Source organism: Streptomyces sp. NBC_00086, from assembly GCF_026343255.1.
In the GTDB taxonomy this organism is placed as follows: Bacteria; Actinomycetota; Actinomycetes; order Streptomycetales; family Streptomycetaceae; genus Streptomyces.
Map to the genome: position 1 here is coordinate 137,317 of NZ_JAPELZ010000003.1, position 17,550 is coordinate 154,866.

The 17,550-nt window shown below is 72.6% G+C and carries 17 protein-coding genes; 6 read left to right on the plus strand and 11 right to left on the minus strand.

Features of this window, described 5'->3' with window-relative positions; translation table 11 throughout:
* Window positions 1–11: 11 nt before the first annotated feature.
* On the minus strand, window positions 12–1,808 hold the full coding sequence (locus OG276_RS39310) for a serine protease (RefSeq protein WP_266914386.1): 1,797 nt from the start codon (window positions 1,806–1,808) through the stop codon (window positions 12–14).
* A gap of 249 nt (window positions 1,809–2,057) precedes the next feature.
* Here OG276_RS39310 and OG276_RS39315 point away from each other — a divergent pair, with 249 nt between their 5' ends.
* Window positions 2,058–2,846: an aminoglycoside N(3)-acetyltransferase gene (locus OG276_RS39315; protein WP_266914387.1), complete on the plus strand. Its 789-nt coding sequence runs from the start codon at window positions 2,058–2,060 to the stop codon at window positions 2,844–2,846.
* A gap of 18 nt (window positions 2,847–2,864) precedes the next feature.
* On the opposite strand, the gene OG276_RS39320 is transcribed toward OG276_RS39315, so the two are convergent.
* Window positions 2,865–4,094 carry a serine hydrolase gene (locus OG276_RS39320; protein WP_266914388.1) on the minus strand — a complete coding sequence of 410 codons (1,230 nt, stop codon included), beginning with the start codon at window positions 4,092–4,094 and terminating at the stop codon, window positions 2,865–2,867.
* A gap of 226 nt (window positions 4,095–4,320) precedes the next feature.
* Between OG276_RS39320 and OG276_RS39325 the strand changes: the two genes are divergently transcribed.
* A complete protein-coding gene (locus tag OG276_RS39325; RefSeq protein WP_266914389.1) occupies window positions 4,321–5,091 on the plus strand; it encodes a MerR family transcriptional regulator in 771 nt (256 codons plus the stop codon).
* Here the strand turns inward: OG276_RS39325 and OG276_RS39330 are convergent.
* Window positions 5,038–5,727, minus strand: coding sequence for a GNAT family N-acetyltransferase (locus OG276_RS39330; protein ID WP_266914390.1), 690 nt, complete (start codon window positions 5,725–5,727; stop codon window positions 5,038–5,040). The two genes, OG276_RS39325 and OG276_RS39330, sit on opposite strands and share 54 nt — an antisense overlap.
* Window positions 5,728–6,030: 303 nt before the next feature.
* On the opposite strand from OG276_RS39330, the gene OG276_RS39335 reads away from it, so the two are divergent.
* The 4 genes from OG276_RS39335 (at window position 6,031) to fabI (ending at window position 10,502) form a co-directional block, all read left to right on the plus strand.
* Window positions 6,031–8,256 (plus strand): molybdopterin-dependent oxidoreductase, encoded by a 2,226-nt coding sequence (locus tag OG276_RS39335; protein WP_323182429.1) that lies wholly within the window; start codon window positions 6,031–6,033, stop codon window positions 8,254–8,256.
* Between the two features lie 226 nt (window positions 8,257–8,482).
* Window positions 8,483–8,905, plus strand: coding sequence for an SgcJ/EcaC family oxidoreductase (locus tag OG276_RS39340; protein ID WP_266914391.1), 423 nt, complete (start codon window positions 8,483–8,485; stop codon window positions 8,903–8,905).
* Window positions 8,906–8,953: 48 nt separating this feature from the next.
* Window positions 8,954–9,658 carry a 3-oxoacyl-ACP reductase family protein gene (locus tag OG276_RS39345; RefSeq protein WP_266914392.1) on the plus strand — a complete coding sequence of 235 codons (705 nt, stop codon included), beginning with the start codon at window positions 8,954–8,956 and terminating at the stop codon, window positions 9,656–9,658.
* Between the two features lie 4 nt (window positions 9,659–9,662).
* Window positions 9,663–10,502 (plus strand): enoyl-ACP reductase FabI, encoded by an 840-nt coding sequence (gene fabI, locus OG276_RS39350; RefSeq protein ID WP_266914393.1) that lies wholly within the window; start codon window positions 9,663–9,665, stop codon window positions 10,500–10,502.
* Between the two features lie 79 nt (window positions 10,503–10,581).
* Here fabI and OG276_RS39355 read toward each other — a convergent pair whose 3' ends face one another.
* From OG276_RS39355 to OG276_RS39390, 8 genes are all read right to left on the minus strand, one after another.
* A complete protein-coding gene (locus tag OG276_RS39355; protein WP_266914394.1) occupies window positions 10,582–11,370 on the minus strand; it encodes an MBL fold metallo-hydrolase in 789 nt (262 codons plus the stop codon).
* Window positions 11,371–11,456: 86 nt separating this feature from the next.
* Window positions 11,457–12,197, minus strand: coding sequence for a 4'-phosphopantetheinyl transferase superfamily protein (locus OG276_RS39360; RefSeq protein ID WP_266914395.1), 741 nt, complete (start codon window positions 12,195–12,197; stop codon window positions 11,457–11,459).
* Window positions 12,194–13,060, minus strand: a complete 867-nt coding sequence (locus OG276_RS39365; RefSeq protein ID WP_266914396.1) for an aminoacyl--tRNA ligase-related protein — start codon at window positions 13,058–13,060, stop codon at window positions 12,194–12,196. The genes OG276_RS39360 and OG276_RS39365 overlap by 4 nt, the downstream gene beginning before the upstream one ends.
* Window positions 13,047–13,307 (minus strand): acyl carrier protein, encoded by a 261-nt coding sequence (locus OG276_RS39370; protein WP_266914397.1) that lies wholly within the window; start codon window positions 13,305–13,307, stop codon window positions 13,047–13,049. The genes OG276_RS39365 and OG276_RS39370 overlap by 14 nt, the downstream gene beginning before the upstream one ends.
* Window positions 13,304–14,194: a diiron oxygenase gene (locus OG276_RS39375; RefSeq protein WP_266914398.1), complete on the minus strand. Its 891-nt coding sequence runs from the start codon at window positions 14,192–14,194 to the stop codon at window positions 13,304–13,306. Before OG276_RS39375 ends, OG276_RS39370 begins: the two co-directional genes overlap by 4 nt.
* Before the next feature lie 18 nt (window positions 14,195–14,212).
* Window positions 14,213–15,304 (minus strand): hypothetical protein, encoded by a 1,092-nt coding sequence (locus tag OG276_RS39380; protein ID WP_266914399.1) that lies wholly within the window; start codon window positions 15,302–15,304, stop codon window positions 14,213–14,215.
* A complete protein-coding gene (locus tag OG276_RS39385) occupies window positions 15,301–16,938 on the minus strand; it encodes an AMP-binding protein (protein WP_266914400.1) in 1,638 nt (545 codons plus the stop codon). The genes OG276_RS39380 and OG276_RS39385 overlap by 4 nt, the downstream gene beginning before the upstream one ends.
* Window positions 16,935–17,540, minus strand: a complete 606-nt coding sequence (locus tag OG276_RS39390) for an L-2-amino-thiazoline-4-carboxylic acid hydrolase (RefSeq protein WP_266914401.1) — start codon at window positions 17,538–17,540, stop codon at window positions 16,935–16,937. The genes OG276_RS39385 and OG276_RS39390 overlap by 4 nt, the downstream gene beginning before the upstream one ends.
* Between the last annotated feature and the right edge of the window lie 10 nt (window positions 17,541–17,550).

The following is a 17,550-nucleotide window of genomic DNA, read 5'->3' on the forward strand; positions in this document are numbered from 1 at the left end:
GCGCGACAGCCCTACGAAGCCCTCGGCGGGACGAGCATGCGCTCGGTGCCGAGACCGTTCGTGCGGGTGTCCTCGTAGAGGCTGGTCTCGCCGTCGCTCCAGCGGACGACGAGGTCGTCGGTGAGACCGTCACCGGTGTACCGGCCCGCGGTCATGAGGGCGCTGTGGGGCCAGGTGCGGTTCGGGCCGCGGACGGGTCTTGCGCCGCCGAGGCCGCGGGTGGTGATGCCGGTGTGGCTGACGAGCGCGCCGTTGGACCAGCGGACCATGAGGTCCCACTTCCGGTTGCCGGAGAACTGCCCGGCGGCGAGCAGGGCGGCGCCCTTCCAGGCGGGGCCGGGGCCCTTGAGCCGGTGCTCCCGGCCGAAGGTGCCCGCGCCCACGGCGGTGTGGAGGGTGAGTTCGCCGTCGGACCAGCGGACCACGAGGTCGGTGACGTAGGTGGAGGCGTTGAAGCGTCCGGCGGCGATCTGGGTGGCGTGCCTCCAGACGGAGCCGGAGGGGGCCATCTCGGTGACGCGGCCCAGGCCGTGGGAGCCGACGTCGGCGTGCAGGGTCATCCGGCCGTCCTTCCGGCGGACCATGAGGTCGAACTGGTCCGAGCCGGTGAAGTCGCCCGCGGTGATGGTGGCGACCGCCTTCCAGCCCGCGTTCGGTGCCATGAGGCGGCGCTCCGGCAGGAAGCCGCCCCGGCCGTCACCGGGGAAGAGGGTCACCTCGCCGTCCGTCCACACCACGAGCAGGCTGCTGCGGCCGCTGCCGGTGAAATCGCCGGAGGCCATCGCCCTGGCATGGGTCCACAGCTCCCCGGAGCCGGGCAGCGGGAGGCCGTCCCCGGAACCCCGGTAGGGCGGCCGGGAGAGGGCGGCGGGGTCGCGGCCCGTGTCGGCGTCCTCGTACAGGTCCCGGGCGTCCTTGCCGTACAAGGGGGCGTACGTCACCCAGGAGTCGTTGCCGCCGCCGTGGTAGCCGCCGGTGTTGCCGATGACCTTGCCGGTGCGGCGCGCGGGGTCGTAGTCCTTGATCCAGGGGCCGCCGGACACACCGCCGTAGAACCCCTTGCACACCATCCGCAGCTGCCGGAAGCCGCTCAGCCGGGTGGTGGGCACATCGCACCGGACGGGCTTGTGGTCCTTGTTCACGCGGGAGGCGGACGGGTAGCCGACCACGGTGACCTCGTGCTCGTACGTGCTCACCGGCGTGAAGGTCAGCGCCCCGGTCACCTTCTCGATCCGTCCCCTGCCGTTCGGCTCGACGAGGACGAAGGCGAGGTCCAGGTCGGACACGGCGGCCCTGCTGTGCGACCGGTAGCGGGGGTCCGTGTAGACGCCGCCCTCGGCCTTGACCGGGAAGATGCCGAACGGCTGGGCGGCGGCGGTCTTGCCGTGGCGGTAGCGCGGCACGAAGACGGCGCGGTTCTCCGGGCGCCCCATGCCGGCCGCGCAGTGCCCCGCTGTGAGCACCATGCTCTTGCCCCTGCTGCGTACGACGCTGCCGGTGCAGGAGGTGTCCGCCGTGCCGATCCCGGTCTGCCGGTAGAAGAAGGTGCCCACCATCGGCATGCCGTCGAAGTGGATGCCCGTCGCAGTACCCGAGGGCGCGTGCGCGGTGGCCGCGGCCCGGCTCCGGGCGGCGTCGACGGGCACGGCCGAGGCCATGCGGTCGGCCGTCCAGTACGCCTGCGCGGAGCGGAGCCCGCCCAAGGGCGCCGGCGGGGCGGGCGCGGCAGGCGCGGGCGCGGCGCCCGGCAGGGCCGCCCACACGCAGGCGGCCGAGAGGGCGCAGGCGGTGAACCATCCGGATCTCAAAGAACCTGCCCGCCTTCTTCGTGAGGTGCCCCCGTCCGAGCACCGGGCGCCGAGCCGGCCGGCACGACCGTCGACGGACAAGAACGAGATCACACGAGCACGCCGGGGACGTGGACGGGCGCGTTCGCCGCGCTGGTGCTGCTCCTGATTCCCCCGATGGGAAGCGCCCACGACGACGGGGCGGGCCGCGGTGTCCGGCAAACCGGTGGTGCCGGGGCGCCGTGGCCCCGACACTGACCCCTTGTGTCCATGAACCTTCAGACCGGGCCCCTCTGTACGCGCGACTCGCTCGCCGCCGAGCTGCGCACGCTCGGCCTGCGCCCAGGCGAGACCCTGCTCGTGCACTCCTCCCTCAGCTCGCTCGGCTGGGTCTGCGGCGGCGCCGCCACGGTGGTCACGGCGCTGCTCGATGTCCTCGGGGATACGGGGACCCTGGTGGTCCCGACGCACTCCGGCGACAACTCCGATCCGGCGGACTGGGGGAACCCGCCGGTGCCCGAAGCGTGGTGGGCGCAGATCCGTGCCTCGATGCCGCCCTTCGACGCACGCACCACGCCCACCCGCGGCATGGGCGCCGTCCCGGAGGCCGTCCGCACCTGGCCGGGCGCCATCCGCAGCGGCCATCCGCAGACCTCCTTCGCCGCGCTGGGCCCGCGCGCCGCCACCCTCACGGACGGCCACGCGCCGCAATGCCGGCTCGGCGAGCGCAGCCCGCTCGCCCGGCTGGAGGAGGCCGGGGCGCGGATCCTGCTGCTGGGCGCGGGCTTCGACTCCTGCACGGCCTTCCACCTCGCCGAATACCGGGTTCCGGGTCCGGAGGTGGACAACTCCTTCGCCTTCATGACCCCGCAGGGCCGCCGCTGGACGACGGTGCGCGATACGCCGGTCTCCTCGGACGACTTCGACGCCCTGGGCGCCGACTTCGAGGAGGACCGTCCGGTGGTACGGGGCACGGTGGGCGGCGCGGAGGTCCGGCTGTTCGCGCTGGCCGAAGCCGTCGCCTACGCCGAGGGCTGGCTGGCCGCGCACCGGCCGTGAGCCCGTCGTCCGCCGACGTCAGTCGATGGCCTGGTAGAGCGTGGTCCAGAAGTCGCTCATGGCGCGCGGAGAATCCGGGGTGGACAGCCCGACCTGGGTGAGCAGCACTCCGGTGAGCTCGTTGGTCCTGTCCGCGTAGACGCTGGTGCCCGTACCGCCGAACCAGCCGAACTGGCCGGCGGGGGCGTGGTCCCCGCGATGGGTGCGCACCGCCATCCCGAAGCCCCAGCCGCCCTGCGAGCCCTGGCCGCAGGACAGGTGGGCGACATGGGAGAACATGGCTTCCCGGGCGGCCAGTTGACCGGGCGAGAGACGGTTGGTGGTCATCAGCTCGACGGCGGCGCGGGACAGGATCCGTTCGTTCCCGTGCATCCCGTGGTTCAGCAGCATCCGGAAGTAGGCGTGGTAGTCGTCGGCGGTGGAGACCAGCCCGCCCCCGGCGCCCTGGAACGCGGGAGGCGTGCTCGCCCTGCCGCCCGCCGCCTCGTCCCACACGAGGAACTCGCCGGTCTGCGGGTCGGGCCCGTACAGGGGCGGCAGGCGGTCGATCTTGTCTGCGGGCGTGTGGAAGGCGGTGTCCTTCATCCCCAGCGGATCGAGGACGCGTTCGCGCAGGAACGCCTCCAACGGCCGGCCCGCGACCCTGGAGACGAGCACACCGACCACCTCGTTGCTGAGGTCGTACTGCCACCGCACCCCGGGCTGGTACTGCAGCGGCAGCTCGCCGAGGCGCCGCATCCACTCGTCCGGCCCGGGCGCCGGCCCGGATGCCACGCTGTAGTCGAGGCGCTCGAAGGTCGCGGCCCGGATCGGGGAAGCCATCGACTCGAAGTCCACTCCGAGCCCGAAGGTGGAGGTCAGCAGGTCCCGTACGGTGATCGGCCGCTGCGCCGGCACGGTGTCGTCCAGCGGTCCGTCGGGCCGCCTCAGCACCTGCCGGTCGGCGAGTTCGGGCAGCCACGGGTCCACCGGGTCGTCCAGCCGCAGCCGGCACTCGTCGAGCAGGACCATCGCCGCCGCCATCGTGACCGGCTTGGACGCGGACGCCATCCGGAAGATCGTGTCCCGGCGCATCGGCGGGCCGCCGTCGTGACGCATCGTCCCGATCGCCTCGACGTGCGTCCGGCCGCCGCGGCCGACCAGCGCGACGAGGCCGGGAATCTTCTTGGACTCCACGTGCCGTGCCAGCACCTCGCGCAGTCGGATCAGACCTGCGTCGGAGAAGCCGTTGTTGTTGCTCGTGCTCATGATGAATCCCCTGTTCACGGTGTGGGTTCCCCCGGCGGCCGCGGAGGCCGTGGTGGCTGTCCGGCCCCTCGGAGGGGCCATGTGGAGAGCCTGCAGCCTTGACCCTGGGTCAAGGTCAAGCCACTGCCGCGCTATCCTCGCTCCGGTGATCGTCCGGACTTCCCGGCCGTCGCCGTCGCGGTCCGCGAGGCCGCTGCCGCCCACGATCCGGAGGTGTGCCGAGCCGATGGCAGAGGGACTCACGATCGGTCAGGCGGCGGCGTTCGCCGGCGTCACCATCAAGACCGTGCGGCACTATCACCGGCTCGGTCTGGTCGACGAGCCGGAACGCGACGGTTCCGGCTACCGCCGTTACCGGTCGGGCGAGCTGTTCCGGCTGGTCCAGGTCCGGACCCTGGCCGCGGCCGGTGTGCCGCTGGCGGAGATCGCAGACCCGCTCGACACCGATCCCGAGACGTTCGCCGCCACCCTGGACGAGGTCCGCCACCGGCTCACCGAACGGATCGAGGACCTGACCGCGCGCCGCGACAGGCTGCACCGGCTCGCCCACGGCGACCGGGCCCTGCTGCCCGACCGGGCCTGCGCGGTCCTGGAACGACTCGGTGAACTCGGCTTCGACCCCGAGTACGTGGCCGGTCAACGCGAAGCCCTGGTGCTGGCCGGGGCGCTGGTCCCGGAGATCTTCGACAGCTTCCTGACCCGGCTCGAACATTCGCTCCGCGACCCCGAGTCCGTCGAGCTGACCAAGCGCGGCTGGGATGCGAGGTCCTGGGATCCCGGCGACCCGCGGATCGAGGAGCTGGCGTCCGCGCTGGCCGGCAAGCTGCTGGCCGACCGTGCGCTGCTGGCCGTGCCGACCGGGTTCGGGAACCGGTCCGACGCCGCCTCCCGGTACGCGATGGTCAACCACCACCGGGAGGCGGCGTCCATCGCCCGGTTGAACTCACTGATCGAGGCGAAGCTCCGCGCGGCGGGCATCGCCGTCCCGCGCCAGTGACGGCGATGCCGGCCGCAGAAGCCCCGCGAGCCGCGCCTCCAGCCCCGCCCGGCAGTCGGGCCATTCCGCCGCGGTGACCGAATACATCGCGGAGTCGCGGAGCAGGCCGTCCTCGCCCGGGGCCCAGGAGCGGGACCAGTTGCGGAGCACGCCCTCGAAGCGTGCGCCGGCCCTCTCGATCGCGGCGCGCGAACGGGCGTTGCGGGCGTCCGTCTTCAGATCGAGCCGGGCCACGCCCCAGTTCTCGAAGGCGTGCCGGAACAGCAGGTACTTGGCCTCGGTGTTCATCCCCGAGCCCTGGGCCGAAGCCGCGAGCCAGGTGTACCCGACCTCGATCGCGTACAGGCCCTCCCCGGTCGTCGGCCACGGCCGGGGGTCCCAGTAGGCGGTGGCCCCGACCGCCCGCCCGGACGCCTGCTCCACCTGCGCGTACGGCGCCAGTTTCCCCGCGTCGCGACGGGCGAGCTGGGCGTCGATGTACCCCCCGACCCGGTCCGCGGTGGGTACCCACGTGAATCCGTAGGGGCTGCGGTCCTCTTCCGCCGCCACGGCCAGGTCCGCCGCGTGGCGGTGCTCCAGCGGCTCCAGCCGTATGAGCGCGCCGTCCAGGACCGGTCCATCGAGTACGAAGGTCATGATCGCAGCGTTCCAGAGCCGCTTCGCCGTGTCGCGCGAATTCGGCGGGGGCCGGAGCAGGGATCAACGGCTGCCACCTGGCCGCCGAACACCCCGAACCGGTCGCGGCCCTCGTCGACGTCGACGCCCCCGCCGAGCTCCCCGACCACGCCTCTGCCGCGCCGCGCCGGGCCCCGCCCGGAGCCGGGCCGTCGGCCTCGACGGGAGATAGAACGCGGGACAGTCCGGACCCCCGTCGTTACACTGCGCCCAGTTGATCAAGTGGTATGGGGGCGGCCGGTGTTGGAGCGAACGGCGACACGGGTGTGCCCGTTGTGCGAGGCGACGTGCGGGCTGAGCATCACCCTGTCGGACGAGGTCGTCACCCGGGTCAAGGGGAACCGGGACGACGTCTTCAGCAAGGGCTACCTCTGCCCGAAGGGCGCCTCCCTGGGCCGGTTCGACAGCGACCCCGACCGGCTGACCGCCCCGCTGGTGCGCCGGCCCGACGGCGGTTTCGACGAGGTGGGCTGGGCCGAGGCCTTCGCCGCCGTCGAGCGCGGGCTGCGGGGGGTGACGGAGCAGCACGGCAAGGACGCCGTGGCCCTCTACATGGGCAACCCGGTCATCCACACGCTGGCCCTGCCGCTCTACATGCTGGTCCTGCGCGAACGGCTCGGCACGCGCAACATCTACTCCTCCACCACCCTCGACACCATGCCCAAGAGCGTGGCCTGCGGCTGGATGTACGGGGACCCGCTCGCCTTCCCGCTGCCGGACATCGACCGCACCGACCACCTGCTGGTCCTGGGCGCCAACCCCATGGAGTCCAACGGCAGCCTGTGGACCGTCGCCGACCTGCCGGGCCGCCTCAAGGCCCTGCGGGCACGCGGCGGGCGCCTCGTCGTCGTCGACCCGCGCCGCACCCGCACCGCGGACCTCGCGGACGAGCACGTCCCGATCCGCCCGGGCACCGACGCCCTGCTGCTGCTCGGCATCGTGCACACGCTGTTCGACGAGGGCCTGGCGACCGACCCCGGTCCCGGCTTCGCCGGCTTCGACGAGCTGTCCGTCCAGGTGAAGGGGTTCGCCGCCGAAGACGTCGCGGACGCCTGCGGGATCCCCGCGCGGACCATCCGTACGCTCGCCCGCGAGCTGGCCGCGGCGCCCACCGCCGCCGTGTACGGGCGACTGGGCACCTGCACCACGGAGTTCGGCACCCTCACCAGCTGGCTGGTGGACGTGGTCAACATCGTCACCGGGAACTTCGACCGCCCCGGCGGAGTGCTCTTCGGGGAGGCCCCGCACGCCACCCGCCGCCCCGCCGAACCGTTCCGCACCGGCCGCTGGCACAGCAGGGTCCGCGGACTGCCGGAAGCCAACGGCGAGCTGCCCACCGCGACCCTCGCGGACGAGATCGAGACGCCGGGCGAGGGGCGGGTACGGGCCCTGCTGTGCATCGCCGGCAACCTGGTCCTCGCCTCCCCGCAGGGCGAACGGCTCGACCGGGCCCTGCCCGGACTGGACTTCATGGTCTGCGTCGACCCCTACCTCAACGAGACCACCCGCCACGCGTCCGTCATCCTGCCGCCGCCGAGCGCCCTGGAATCACCCCACTACGACGTGGTCCTGGCCGGCCGCTCCGTCCGCCGCAACGCCCGCTTCTCCCCGCCCGTACGGACCCTGGCGCCCGGGCGCCCCAGCGAGGCGGAGATCCTCGCCCGGCTGGTCCTCATCGCCTCGGGCAAGAGCGCGGCCGGGGACCCCGACAGCGTGGACGAGGCACTGACCGACCTGACCCTGAGGGCCGCCTCCGGCCGCCCGGGGGCGCCCCTGCACGGGCGCGAACCGGCCGCGCTCAAGCGGGAGCTGACCGGGGACGGCGCACTGGAGCGGCGGCTCGACCTGATGCTCCGGCTCGGACCCGCCGGCGACCTGTTCGGGAAGCGTCCCGACGGCCTGAACCTGGCCCTGCTCAAGGAGACCCCGAACGGCATCGACCTCGGGCCGCTGCGGCCCCGCCGCGAAGAGGTCGTGATGACCGCCTCCGGGCTCGTGGAACTGTGCCCGCCCGCCATCACCGGGGACCTGCCCCGGCTCGACGCGCGGATGCGGGAGCTGGACGGCGGCGGGTTCGTGCTCATCTCCCGCCGCCAGCTGAAATCCGTCAACAGCTGGTCCCACAACATCGCGAGCCTGTCCGGCGGCACCAACCGCTGCGCCCTGGAGATCAGCACGGGGGACGCCGACCGCCTGGGCGTCACCGCCGGAGACCTGGTCCGGGTCCGGAGCCGCACCGGCGAGGTGGTGGTGCCTGTGGAACCCACCGACCGGCTGCGCGAGGGCGTGCTGAGCCTCCCGTACGGCTGGGGGCACGGGCGCCGGGGCAGCCGGCTCGCGCACGCGGCCACCCAGCCGGGCGTGAGCATGAACGCGCTCACCGACGGCTCGGTCGTCGACCCGCTCTCCGGCACGGCCGTCTTCAACGGGGTGCCCGTGCGCCTGGAGAGGCTTCCGGACGAAGCCGCCGGACGGAAAGCGGAAAGCTGAACTCCGAATGGCGTGCATTCCGCGTCATTTGAATTGCTGATCGCCCCGGGGGAAAACTTTTCAGACATCCGGCGCGTCCCTAGACTGGCCAAGTGAGTCCGATCGCCAGTCATTGGGAGATTCCGTGAGTCTTGCCCGTCGCATCATGATTCCTGCCGTTTCCATGGTGCTCCTTGCCGGGGTGGCCACCGCGGCGAATGCCGTGGAAGAGCCCACGACAGATTCCATGAGCAGTCTGGTGTGTTCGCCGACGCAGACCGCCATCACCGATGTGCCGCACCGGCTTTTCGCCGCCTGGAACAACGGGGACGCGGCCGGAGTCGCCGCCCAGTTCACGACGGACGGGCACATGATTCCGAGCAATGGCGCCTACCTCACCAGCAGGACGGCGATCCAGTCCTTCTACCAGGGCGCCTTCGCGGGCCCCCTCGCGGGCACCCGGATGATCGGCAAGCCGCTCACCGTGCGCTGCCTGTCCAACTCCACGGCCGTGATCGACGGGCTCGGCGGGCTGCTCAAGCCCGGTGACACCTACACCGAGCCGGAGCAGGTGCCGATCGGCCAGCGCATCATCGTCTCCTGGACGGCGGTCCGCGTCGGCAACGCCTACTACATGAAGGAATTCCAGAGCACCACCATTCAGGGCTGATCCCCCGGCCGGCTGCCGCGAGGAAATCGAGAGGAACGGAGAGTTTCGTTGCCACGCACGGTGCTGGTCACGGGAGGAAACAGGGGAATCGGGCTCGCCATTGCCGAGGAATTCCTCGGACGCGGCGACCGGGTTGCCGTCACCTACCGGAGTGAACCGCCGGACGGTAAATTCCTCGCCGTTCGGTGCGATGTCGCCGACCCGGAACAGATCGACGCCGCATTCGCCACGGTCGAGGCCGAACTGGGGCCGGTGGAGATTCTCGTGTCCAATGCCGGGATAACCGAGGACCGGCCCATGCTGCGGATGCTGGAAGAGCAATTCTCCCGGGTCATCGACACCAATCTCACCGGCGGCTGGCGCTGCGCCCGGCGGGCCCTGCCCAAAATGCTGCGCGGCCGGTGGGGGCGGATCGTCTTCGTGTCCTCCGTCGCCGGACTGCGCGGCAACCAGGGCCAGGTCAACTACGCCGCCAGCAAGGCCGGCATGGTCGGCATGGCACGCTCGCTCGCCCGCGAGGTCGCCACGTCCGGCATCACCGTGAACGTGGTGGCACCCGGCCTGATCGAGACCGACATGACCGCCGCCCTGTCCGGAGCCCGCAAGAGCACGCACCTGGCGGAGATCCCGGCGGGCCGGGCGGGCCGCCCCGAGGACGTGGCCGACACGGTGGCCTGGCTCGCGGGGGAGCGGGCCGGCTACGTCACGGGCGCGGTCGTGCCCGTGGACGGCGGCCTGGGAATGGGGCACTGATCCCATGACCACCAGCCTTCCCGCGACCTCGCCCGCGACCTCGCCCGCGACCTCGCCCGCGCCCGCGACCTCGCCCGCCACCGGCGGCCTGCTCGCCGGCAAACGGATCGTCATCACCGGTGTGATCACCGAGCGGTCCATCGCGTTCGCCGCCGCCCGGATCGCCCAGGAACAGGGCGCCCGGATCGTCCTCACCGGCTACGGCCGGATGTCCCTGGTCGAACTGGTCTCCCGCCGGCTGCCCGAGAAGCCGCCGGTCGTGGAACTGGACGTGACCGACCCCGGACACCTCGCCCGGCTCCCGGAACTGGTGGGCGAGCACCTCGGCGGGATCGACGGAGTACTGCACTCCATCGCCTTCGCCCCATCGAGCTGTCTCGGCGGTTTCCTCACCGCACCCTGGGAGGACGTGGCCACCGCCGTCCACACGTCCGCCTACTCCTACGTCTCCCTCGCCAAGGCGCTGCTGCCCCTGATGGGCAGCGGCGGCTCGGTGGTCGGCCTCACCTTCGACGCCACGAAGGCCTGGCCGGGGTACGACTGGATGGGCGTGGCCAAGGCCTCCCTGGAGTCCGCCAACCGCTATCTCGCACGGGAGGCAGGCCCGCTGGGCATCAGGTCCAACCTGGTGGCGGCCGGCCCGCTGCGGACCACCGCCGGGAAGGCCATCCCGGGCTTGGCCCGCACCCAGGACGACTGGGCGGCGAAGGCACCCCTGGGCTGGAACATCACCGAGACGGAGCCCACGGCACGGGCCTGCGCCGCGCTGCTCTCCGACTGGTTCCCGGCGACCACGGGCGAGATCGTCCACGTCGACGGGGGACACCACGCGATGGGCGCCTGAGCAGAAGACCGCAGCACGAAAGGGGGGTGCCCCGGACCGCACGCGCGGCCCGGGGCACCCCCTCTTTCCCGGCCCGGGGTCAGAGCGCGAAGCTGCTGCCCGCCTCGGGAACCACCAGGCGCTCGGCCGAGCCCGCCTTCTCGAAGGCGGCGCTGACGGCGTCCTGACCCTCGGTGAAGTGCTGCCAGCCGTCCTGGTGCACCGCGAGCACCTTGCGGGCGCCCAGCAGCTCGGCCACCTCCACCGCCTGCTCGGAGGTCAGCGACAGCAGCGTCGGGCCGAACGGGGCGAGCTGCGCCGCGCCCACGTGCAGCACCGCCAGGTCGACGCCGGCCCCGCCGAGCCGCTCCGCGAGGGCCTTCACCGGCTCCAGGGAGACGTTGTCGCCGCTGACGTACACGGTGGGCAGGCCCTCGCCGGTGAGCAGGAAGCCGGTGACGGCGCCCAGCATCGGCTCGGTACCGGCCGGGCCGTGCTGCGCCGGCACCGCGGTGACCACGAGCCGGCCGCCGTCCGGGCGCTCCAGTACGTGCTCGGCCCAGGGCGCCAGCCCCGTACCGCCGACGCGCTCCGCGGACTGCTCGGTGGTGAGGACCAGCGCGACCTCCTCGAGGAAGGCGCGCCCGGCCCCGTCGAGGTTGTCGGGGTGCTGGTCGTGCGACAGCAGGACGGCCGCCACCGTACCCAGCTGGTCGGGGTCAAGCGCCGGTCCGGCCACCTTGTGCAGAGCCACCGGGCCCAACTCGTAGGAGGAACCGGCGGTGTCGAAGGTCGGGTCCGTCACGAACCGCAGCCCGCCCAGGTCGATGACCACGGTGGGGCCGCCCACCGCGGTGACGGCGAGCTGTGCGGCGGTGTTCTCTGTCATGGAACTGCTCCTCGAAAAGTGCGATTCGAACGGTGGGATGGGAAAGCGAAGGGGGAGACGGAGGGGAGAGGCAGAGGGCGGGCCGGTCAGCCGGGATCCACGACCACCAGGCCCCCGGTGAACCCCCGCGGCAGCCGCAGCGGGTGCCAGAGGTGGCCGACGTCCTGGTCCGGAGCCCCGGCCAGCGAGCGGACCCCGGTGCCCACGGCCTTCACGTACGCCTCCCGCCTGGTCCAGACGTCCAGCCACAGCAGGTCCCCGGTCCGGCCGGCGGCCCGGCCCAGGCGGGCGCGTTCGGCGGGGGAGAACAGCCGCCGTGCCAGCTCCGCGGCGCGGGGGACCGTACGGACCTCCTCGACGTCCACACCGACCCGGGTCCGGGGCGCGAGCCCGGTGCCCACGGCGACGGCGACCAGACCCGCGGCGTGCGCGATGCTCACGTCCACCCCCGGGGCGCCCGTCACCCACGGCCGCCCGGCCCGGTCCACGGCGAGGCCCACCCGGGCGGGCGGCCGCCCGAGCATCCGCCCCAGCACACTGCGCAGCACGTACCGGGCCAGGACGAACTCGGCCCGGCCCAGCGGATCGGAGACGGCGTCGTACCGGGAGCGCTCCTGCGGGGCCAGCGCGGCGGCGGCCAGCTCCGCCACCGCGGCGGCCGGCAGACCGCGCCCGTCGGCCCACCAGGCGCGTACGACACCGGGGCCCGCGGCGACCTGCCCCGCCGGGGCGATCCGCCCTGCCGGGACGATCCGCCCCGCTGCGCCGATCCGCCCCGCCGGGGCGACCACGGTCGCCGCCGCACCGTCCGATCCGCTCGGTATCACGGCCGGCCGGTCGCCAGTACCCGGTCGGCCAGCTCGTCCTCGGTCAGGCCGAAGTGCGAGGTGAGGGCGCTGATCCAGCGCTCCAGGCCGAAGGCCACGCAACCGGTGAAGGCGGGCTCGCCGTCCGCGGTGCGGATCTCGCAGCGCTCGCCGAAGAAGTTGCGGTGGAAGTTGAGCGAGCCGATGGCCAGCGACCCGTCGAAGACGAACTCCTCCTTGACCGGGAAGAGCTGGGCCATCAGCGCGCGTCCCGCGCTCGCGTCGAAGAAGGGGTCGGTGGCGGCCTCGATCTCGACCGGCAGCCCGAGCTCCGACAGATAGCCCGTGATCTTCTTCCGGAACAGTTCCAGGTGGGCCAGGACCTCGTCCCGGGTGCCGACGCACACGATCTCCCGCATGCTGAAGCCCAGCAGCCGGCGCAGCGCGTCGTAGTGCGTCTCGCGGCGGAAGCAGGTGGCGACGGTGGTCACCTTGTGGGGACCTTCCGTCAGCGTGCGGCCCGCCAGATCGAGGTAGACGTTGTAGCAGGCCGCCGAAGGCAGTGCGTACGAGGCCTCCGTGAGGTGCCCCGCCGGCAGGGAGGCCTCGCGGGGCCCGCCCGTCGCGTACTGCGGAGCGGCCTCCTCCGTGAGGGCCGCTCCCAGGATGGCCAGCTGCGGGAAGTTCTGGAAGTAGTCCAGCCTGTGCAGGTCCTCGACCCGCATCAGGGGCGGGTACTGCACCGCGTCGGCGCCGACCTCGGCCGCCCAGCCGGTGAACACCCCTTCGAGCGTGGCCCGCAGCCTCAGCGCACCGGGCCCGAGGGTCGCGAGACCGCCGCGCGTCGAAGGGCTGCGGCCGGCCTCCGGACTACTCGGACTCATGGAAGAACCTCTTTCGAATCGAGTTGATCGTACGAAAATCAGACGGCGTTACGTGCTCCATCAAGATCTCTTCACCCGTCTGCTCCTCCAGTACGTAGAGGAAGTTGACGAAGCCGAGGGAGTCGAGGATGCGGTTCTCGACCAGGTCGAGGTCCGGATCGATCGAGGTCAGCTCCGGCCGCTTGGTCAGCAGGTACCGGACCACGGCGTCGAACCCGGCGGGCTTGTGCTCCGTTGCCCCGCTCATGAGCGCGGCAGAACGTCGTCGGTGAAGATGCCCTCGTTCACGAGGAAGCTCATCGAGCGCTTGAGCATCTTGCGCTCCAGCTCGTGGAAGGCCGGGTCGGCCAGCACCTCGTTGCGCACCTGGTAGGGGTTCGCGATGCCCGCGTCCTTGAAGGCCGCCGGGTTCACCAGGCCGTCCACGGACTTGCGCAGGTACCGCTTGAGGTACAGCTCCAGCTCGGCCAGCTCCTCGGTGCTCAGCTTCTCCCGCAGCTGACGGTGCAGGTGCGAGACGATCTGCCGGCCGAAGGCGACGTGCCGGGACTCGTCCTGGTGGTGGATCGCGTTGATCTTGCGGATCGTGGGGTGCAGCCGGTCGTCGTCGCCCATCCGCTTGTTGAAGAAGTCGACGACCTCTTCGAAGAGCAGCAGCCGCGCGAAGACGAGGAAGTGGGCGGACTCGCCCTCGGACTTCATCTCCAGCTGGACGCCCTTGTCCGGGTAGACCTTGCCGCCGTACAGCAGGCAGAACCGGGCGAAGAACCACATGTGCGCGTTCTCCTCGCCGATCATGTGGTGGAAGTACTCGGAGGAGAGGGCGAAGTCCTTCGTGTGGATCCGGGCGATGATCTCGGTGATCAGCTCACGGATGCCGTCGACGTTCAGGCTGTAGAAGTTGACGCTCTCCCACTTGCTGATCGCCCACTTCTGCTCCTCGGTGAACGACTCGGCCACCTTGGTCCCGTGGATGGACAGCAGCTCCGGGGTCATCCAGTACTGGTCCTCCGGCAGCGAGTCCGGCCAGTCGAACATCGTGTACGGGTCGTAGTGGTCGCGCTCGGACATCGACACGAGCCGGTCGAGTATGGACTGCAGCTGTGCGTCGGCCTGCAGCACGGGCGTGCTCATCGGATTCTTCTTCCTCTCTCAGGTGCCGGAGCCGTTGCCGGCCCCCGCCGTCTCGCGCGGAGCGGGCTGCTCCGCCGAGAGCTGGATGTCGGTCTGGTGGCGCGGGTGGGCGAACAGGCCGCCGCGGCGGTACCCGTTCACCGGTTCGTCCGCATGGTGTTCCGTGGGCAGCAGCCGGTTCAGCAGCGAGCCGGTGAAGGCCTGCGCGATGTCCGGGTGCGGGGCCTCGGCGTGGTGGTCGGCCAGGATGACGAAGGCCGGGTCCACGTTCTTGACCAGGCCGTCCTCGTCCACGACCTCCAGCCACGAATGGGCGAGGTCGAGCATCCCCATGATCCAGCCGCGCCGGGTACGGGCCTCGAAGCCGGCCTCCCGGCACCGTTCGGCCAGCTCCAGGCAGACCGAGATGCAGGGGGCGTAGCCCTGGGCCAGCACCTCGTCCTTGCGCCACTGGAGTTCCTCGGGCATCCGGCCCCAGCGGAACCGGTCGGGCCCGTACGAGGTCACGATCTCGCGCAGCCGCTCCGAGACGATCTCCCGCCGCTCCCCGGAGGTCACGAGCACCCCGGAGGCGGTCAGCCCGGACGTGCCGCTCGCGGTGATGTCCTTCTCCCCGAGCGAGGCCCCCTCGGGCCCGATCGACAGGGACTCCGTCCAGCCGCCGCTCAGCTCCGGGTGGGGCGTGGCCAGGTTCCAGTCGGTGCGCTCCGGTTCGCCCTCGCCGTGGGCGGCCGGCGGGGTCAGCGCGACGGAGTAGTTCCAGCGCTGGGGCCGGAACAGGGCCTCGGGATCGGCGTGCATCCAGCGCAGGGCGTAGCGCATCGTCTTCTCGGGCACGGAGGTCCCGGACCCGGAGTAGAGCGCGAGGTTCACCAGGTCGAAGCGGTCGAAGCGTTCGGCCCCCGGGGTCCCGCCGTGCGGCAGGCCGGCGCGCAGCAGCTCGTCGAGGATCTCCGGCCCGCACTGGAGCAGTTCGAGCGCGGCCTCCCGCTCCACCCACTCGTCGCGCAGCTCGGGCGGGATCACCAGCAGGTCGCGCAGCGAGTCGAGCCAGCCCTCCGGTCCGCGGGGTGCGGCGGGGCGGGTCCACGGCTTGGCTTCGATGTTCATCCGTTGCTCCCGGAGGACGTCGGGCTTGTCGGGTTCGGCGGGGTCAGGGGCGAGAAGAGGGCGCGCAGCGCCGCCTTGTCGGGCTTTCCGTAGGAGGCCGTGGGGATGTCCGGGACGAACTCGAACCGCCCGGGCGCGTGGGCGGCGCCCAGGGCCTCGCGCACCGAGGCGCGCAGCTCCTCCGCGAGGCCGGGCCGGCCGTCCTCCCGCGGGTCCTCCCGGGAAACACAGACGGCGACCAGGGCCTCGCCCGTGAGCGGGTCGGGCACCCCGATGACGGCGGCGCGCCGGATGTCCGGATGGGCCGTCAGCACGTTCTCGACGGCCTGCGGATAGCAGTTGGTCCCGTCCACGATGACCAGGTCCTTCGCCCGCCCGGTCAGGTACAGGTAGCCGTCCTCGTCGATCACCCCGAGGTCGCCGGTGCTCAGCCAGCCGTCCCGCAGCACCTCCGCGCTCAGGCCGGGCCGCTGCCAGTAGCCCGCCATCACGGTGGGCCCGGACACCTCGACCGCGCCTTCCGTACGGGGCCCCAGCGCGCGGCCGTCCCCGCCGGTGACCCGGAGGGACACCCCGGGCACCGCGCGGCCGACCGAGCCGAACAGCTCGGGGCGGGAAGCGGCGGCCGCCGCGTGGTCCTCGGGACCCAGGCTGGTGATCGCGATGGCCTCGGTCAGCGCGTAGCTCTGCCGCAGCCGGGGGCCGAGGCCGCGGACCGCCTGGGCGAGCCGGTGCGGGGTCACGGGCGCGCTGCCGTAGCTGACGGCCGCGAGCCCGGAGAGGTCCGTGTCCGCCAGGGCGGGGTGGTCCAGGAGCCGGTACAGGTACGGCGGGTAGAGGTACGTGGTGACCGGCCGGCCCTCGGCGGAGGCCTCGGCGATCCGCACCAGCAGCACGTCCGCGTCGAACTCGTCGAACAGCTCGACGCTCACGTGGTGGCGCAGCAGCCCGCAGGCGATCGCACCCGCGGCGTGCGCCATCGGCGTCATGGCCAGGAACCGCAGCCCCGGCGGGGGCGCCGCGCCCGCCCAGGCCCCGGCGGCCGCGGTCAGCGCGCCGAAGGTGTACACGACCCCCTTGGGCAGGCCGGTGGTGCCGCCCGTGTACAGCACCCGGGCGACGTCCTCCTCCCGGGCTTCCACCGCCAGCGGGGCGTCCGACCGCAGGGCGGCCTCGGCGAGCAGGTCGGTCACCTCCGGGTCCGCGCCGGGGCCGAGGCCGAACAGCAGCTTCACCCCGGCCGCGCGGGCGAGTTCGGCCATCCGGGGCCCCGGCAGGATCGGCCCGGCGCAGGCGAGGATCACGGCCGCGGGGGCGGCGTCGCGCAGGATGTGCTCGGCGACCTGCTCGCCGCCGGCCGCGTACACCGGGGTGTAGCTGATGCCGAGGAGGTGCGCGGCCAGCCCCACCGCCGACATCTCGATCGGGTTGGCGGCCAGCAGGACGAGCCGGTCCCCGCGGCCCAGGCCCGCGTCCCGCAGGACCCGGGCCGTGCGGTAGGCCAGCGAGAGGAGCTCGGCGAAGGTCATGGACCGCTCGCCGTGGATCAGCGCGGTGCTCCCGCCGCGGGCGGCGAACTGCTCGATGGCGCTGGTGACGTACGCGGCGGGGGCGCCGGAGTCGGGCGTGGTCACGGGGTCTCCTGCCCGGGGGCGGCTGTGGTGGGGGCGGCGGTGGTCGTGGTGGTCGTGGTGGTGGCGGTCGCGGCGGCGGTCGCGCCGGACGCCGTGCTCGTACGGAAGCGGCAGGCGGAGCCGCCGGTGCGCAGGCACTCCACCCGGTGGTCGCTGACCTCCGTCTTCAAGCCCTCGAACCAGCCCGCCCGCATCTGCGGGCACGGGCACTCGTAGCCCTCCAGCGTCCCGGCGCGCGCGAGCATCTCCAGGGCGAAGTTGCGGGTGACCGCCGTCTCGAAGGACTCCTCGCCGGTGACCTTGTTGGAGGCCTCCACGGCGTCCCCGGTCATCAGCTCCGAGATGCCGGTCAGCGCGCCGGCCAGCTCTGCGGCGGAGAGCCCCGGGGCCAGCCCCTCTTCCCGGGCGTAGGCGGAGGCGATCCGCCGGGTGACGAACTGCATCGCCTCCGCGTTGACCTCGTTCGCCGCGTCCTGGCCGAACCGCCGCGCGACCCCCTGGTACCAGCGGGCGTCGTGCAGCCACCAGAACTGGCGCAGCAGGTCGGCGGAGGGCTCGCCGGGGCCTGCCGGTACGGGTGCCGGGGAGGCGGAAGGGGTCACGGTGTCCTCG

Coding starts and splice junctions, on each gene's coding strand:
- OG276_RS39315 (WP_266914387.1), top strand. CDS start 2,058: ATGAACCTTCAGACCGGGCCCCTCTGTACGCGCGACTCGCTCGCCGCC.
- OG276_RS39320 (WP_266914388.1), bottom strand. CDS start 4,094: ATGAGCACGAGCAACAACAACGGCTTCTCCGACGCAGGTCTGATCCGA.
- OG276_RS39325 (WP_266914389.1), top strand. CDS start 4,321: ATGGCAGAGGGACTCACGATCGGTCAGGCGGCGGCGTTCGCCGGCGTC.
- OG276_RS39330 (WP_266914390.1), bottom strand. CDS start 5,727: ATGACCTTCGTACTCGATGGACCGGTCCTGGACGGCGCGCTCATACGG.
- OG276_RS39340 (WP_266914391.1), top strand. CDS start 8,483: ATGAGCAGTCTGGTGTGTTCGCCGACGCAGACCGCCATCACCGATGTG.
- fabI (WP_266914393.1), top strand. CDS start 9,663: ATGACCACCAGCCTTCCCGCGACCTCGCCCGCGACCTCGCCCGCGACC.
- OG276_RS39355 (WP_266914394.1), bottom strand. CDS start 11,370: ATGACAGAGAACACCGCCGCACAGCTCGCCGTCACCGCGGTGGGCGGC.
- OG276_RS39365 (WP_266914396.1), bottom strand. CDS start 13,060: ATGAGTCCGAGTAGTCCGGAGGCCGGCCGCAGCCCTTCGACGCGCGGC.
- OG276_RS39370 (WP_266914397.1), bottom strand. CDS start 13,307: ATGAGCGGGGCAACGGAGCACAAGCCCGCCGGGTTCGACGCCGTGGTC.
- OG276_RS39375 (WP_266914398.1), bottom strand. CDS start 14,194: ATGAGCACGCCCGTGCTGCAGGCCGACGCACAGCTGCAGTCCATACTC.
- OG276_RS39380 (WP_266914399.1), bottom strand. CDS start 15,304: ATGAACATCGAAGCCAAGCCGTGGACCCGCCCCGCCGCACCCCGCGGA.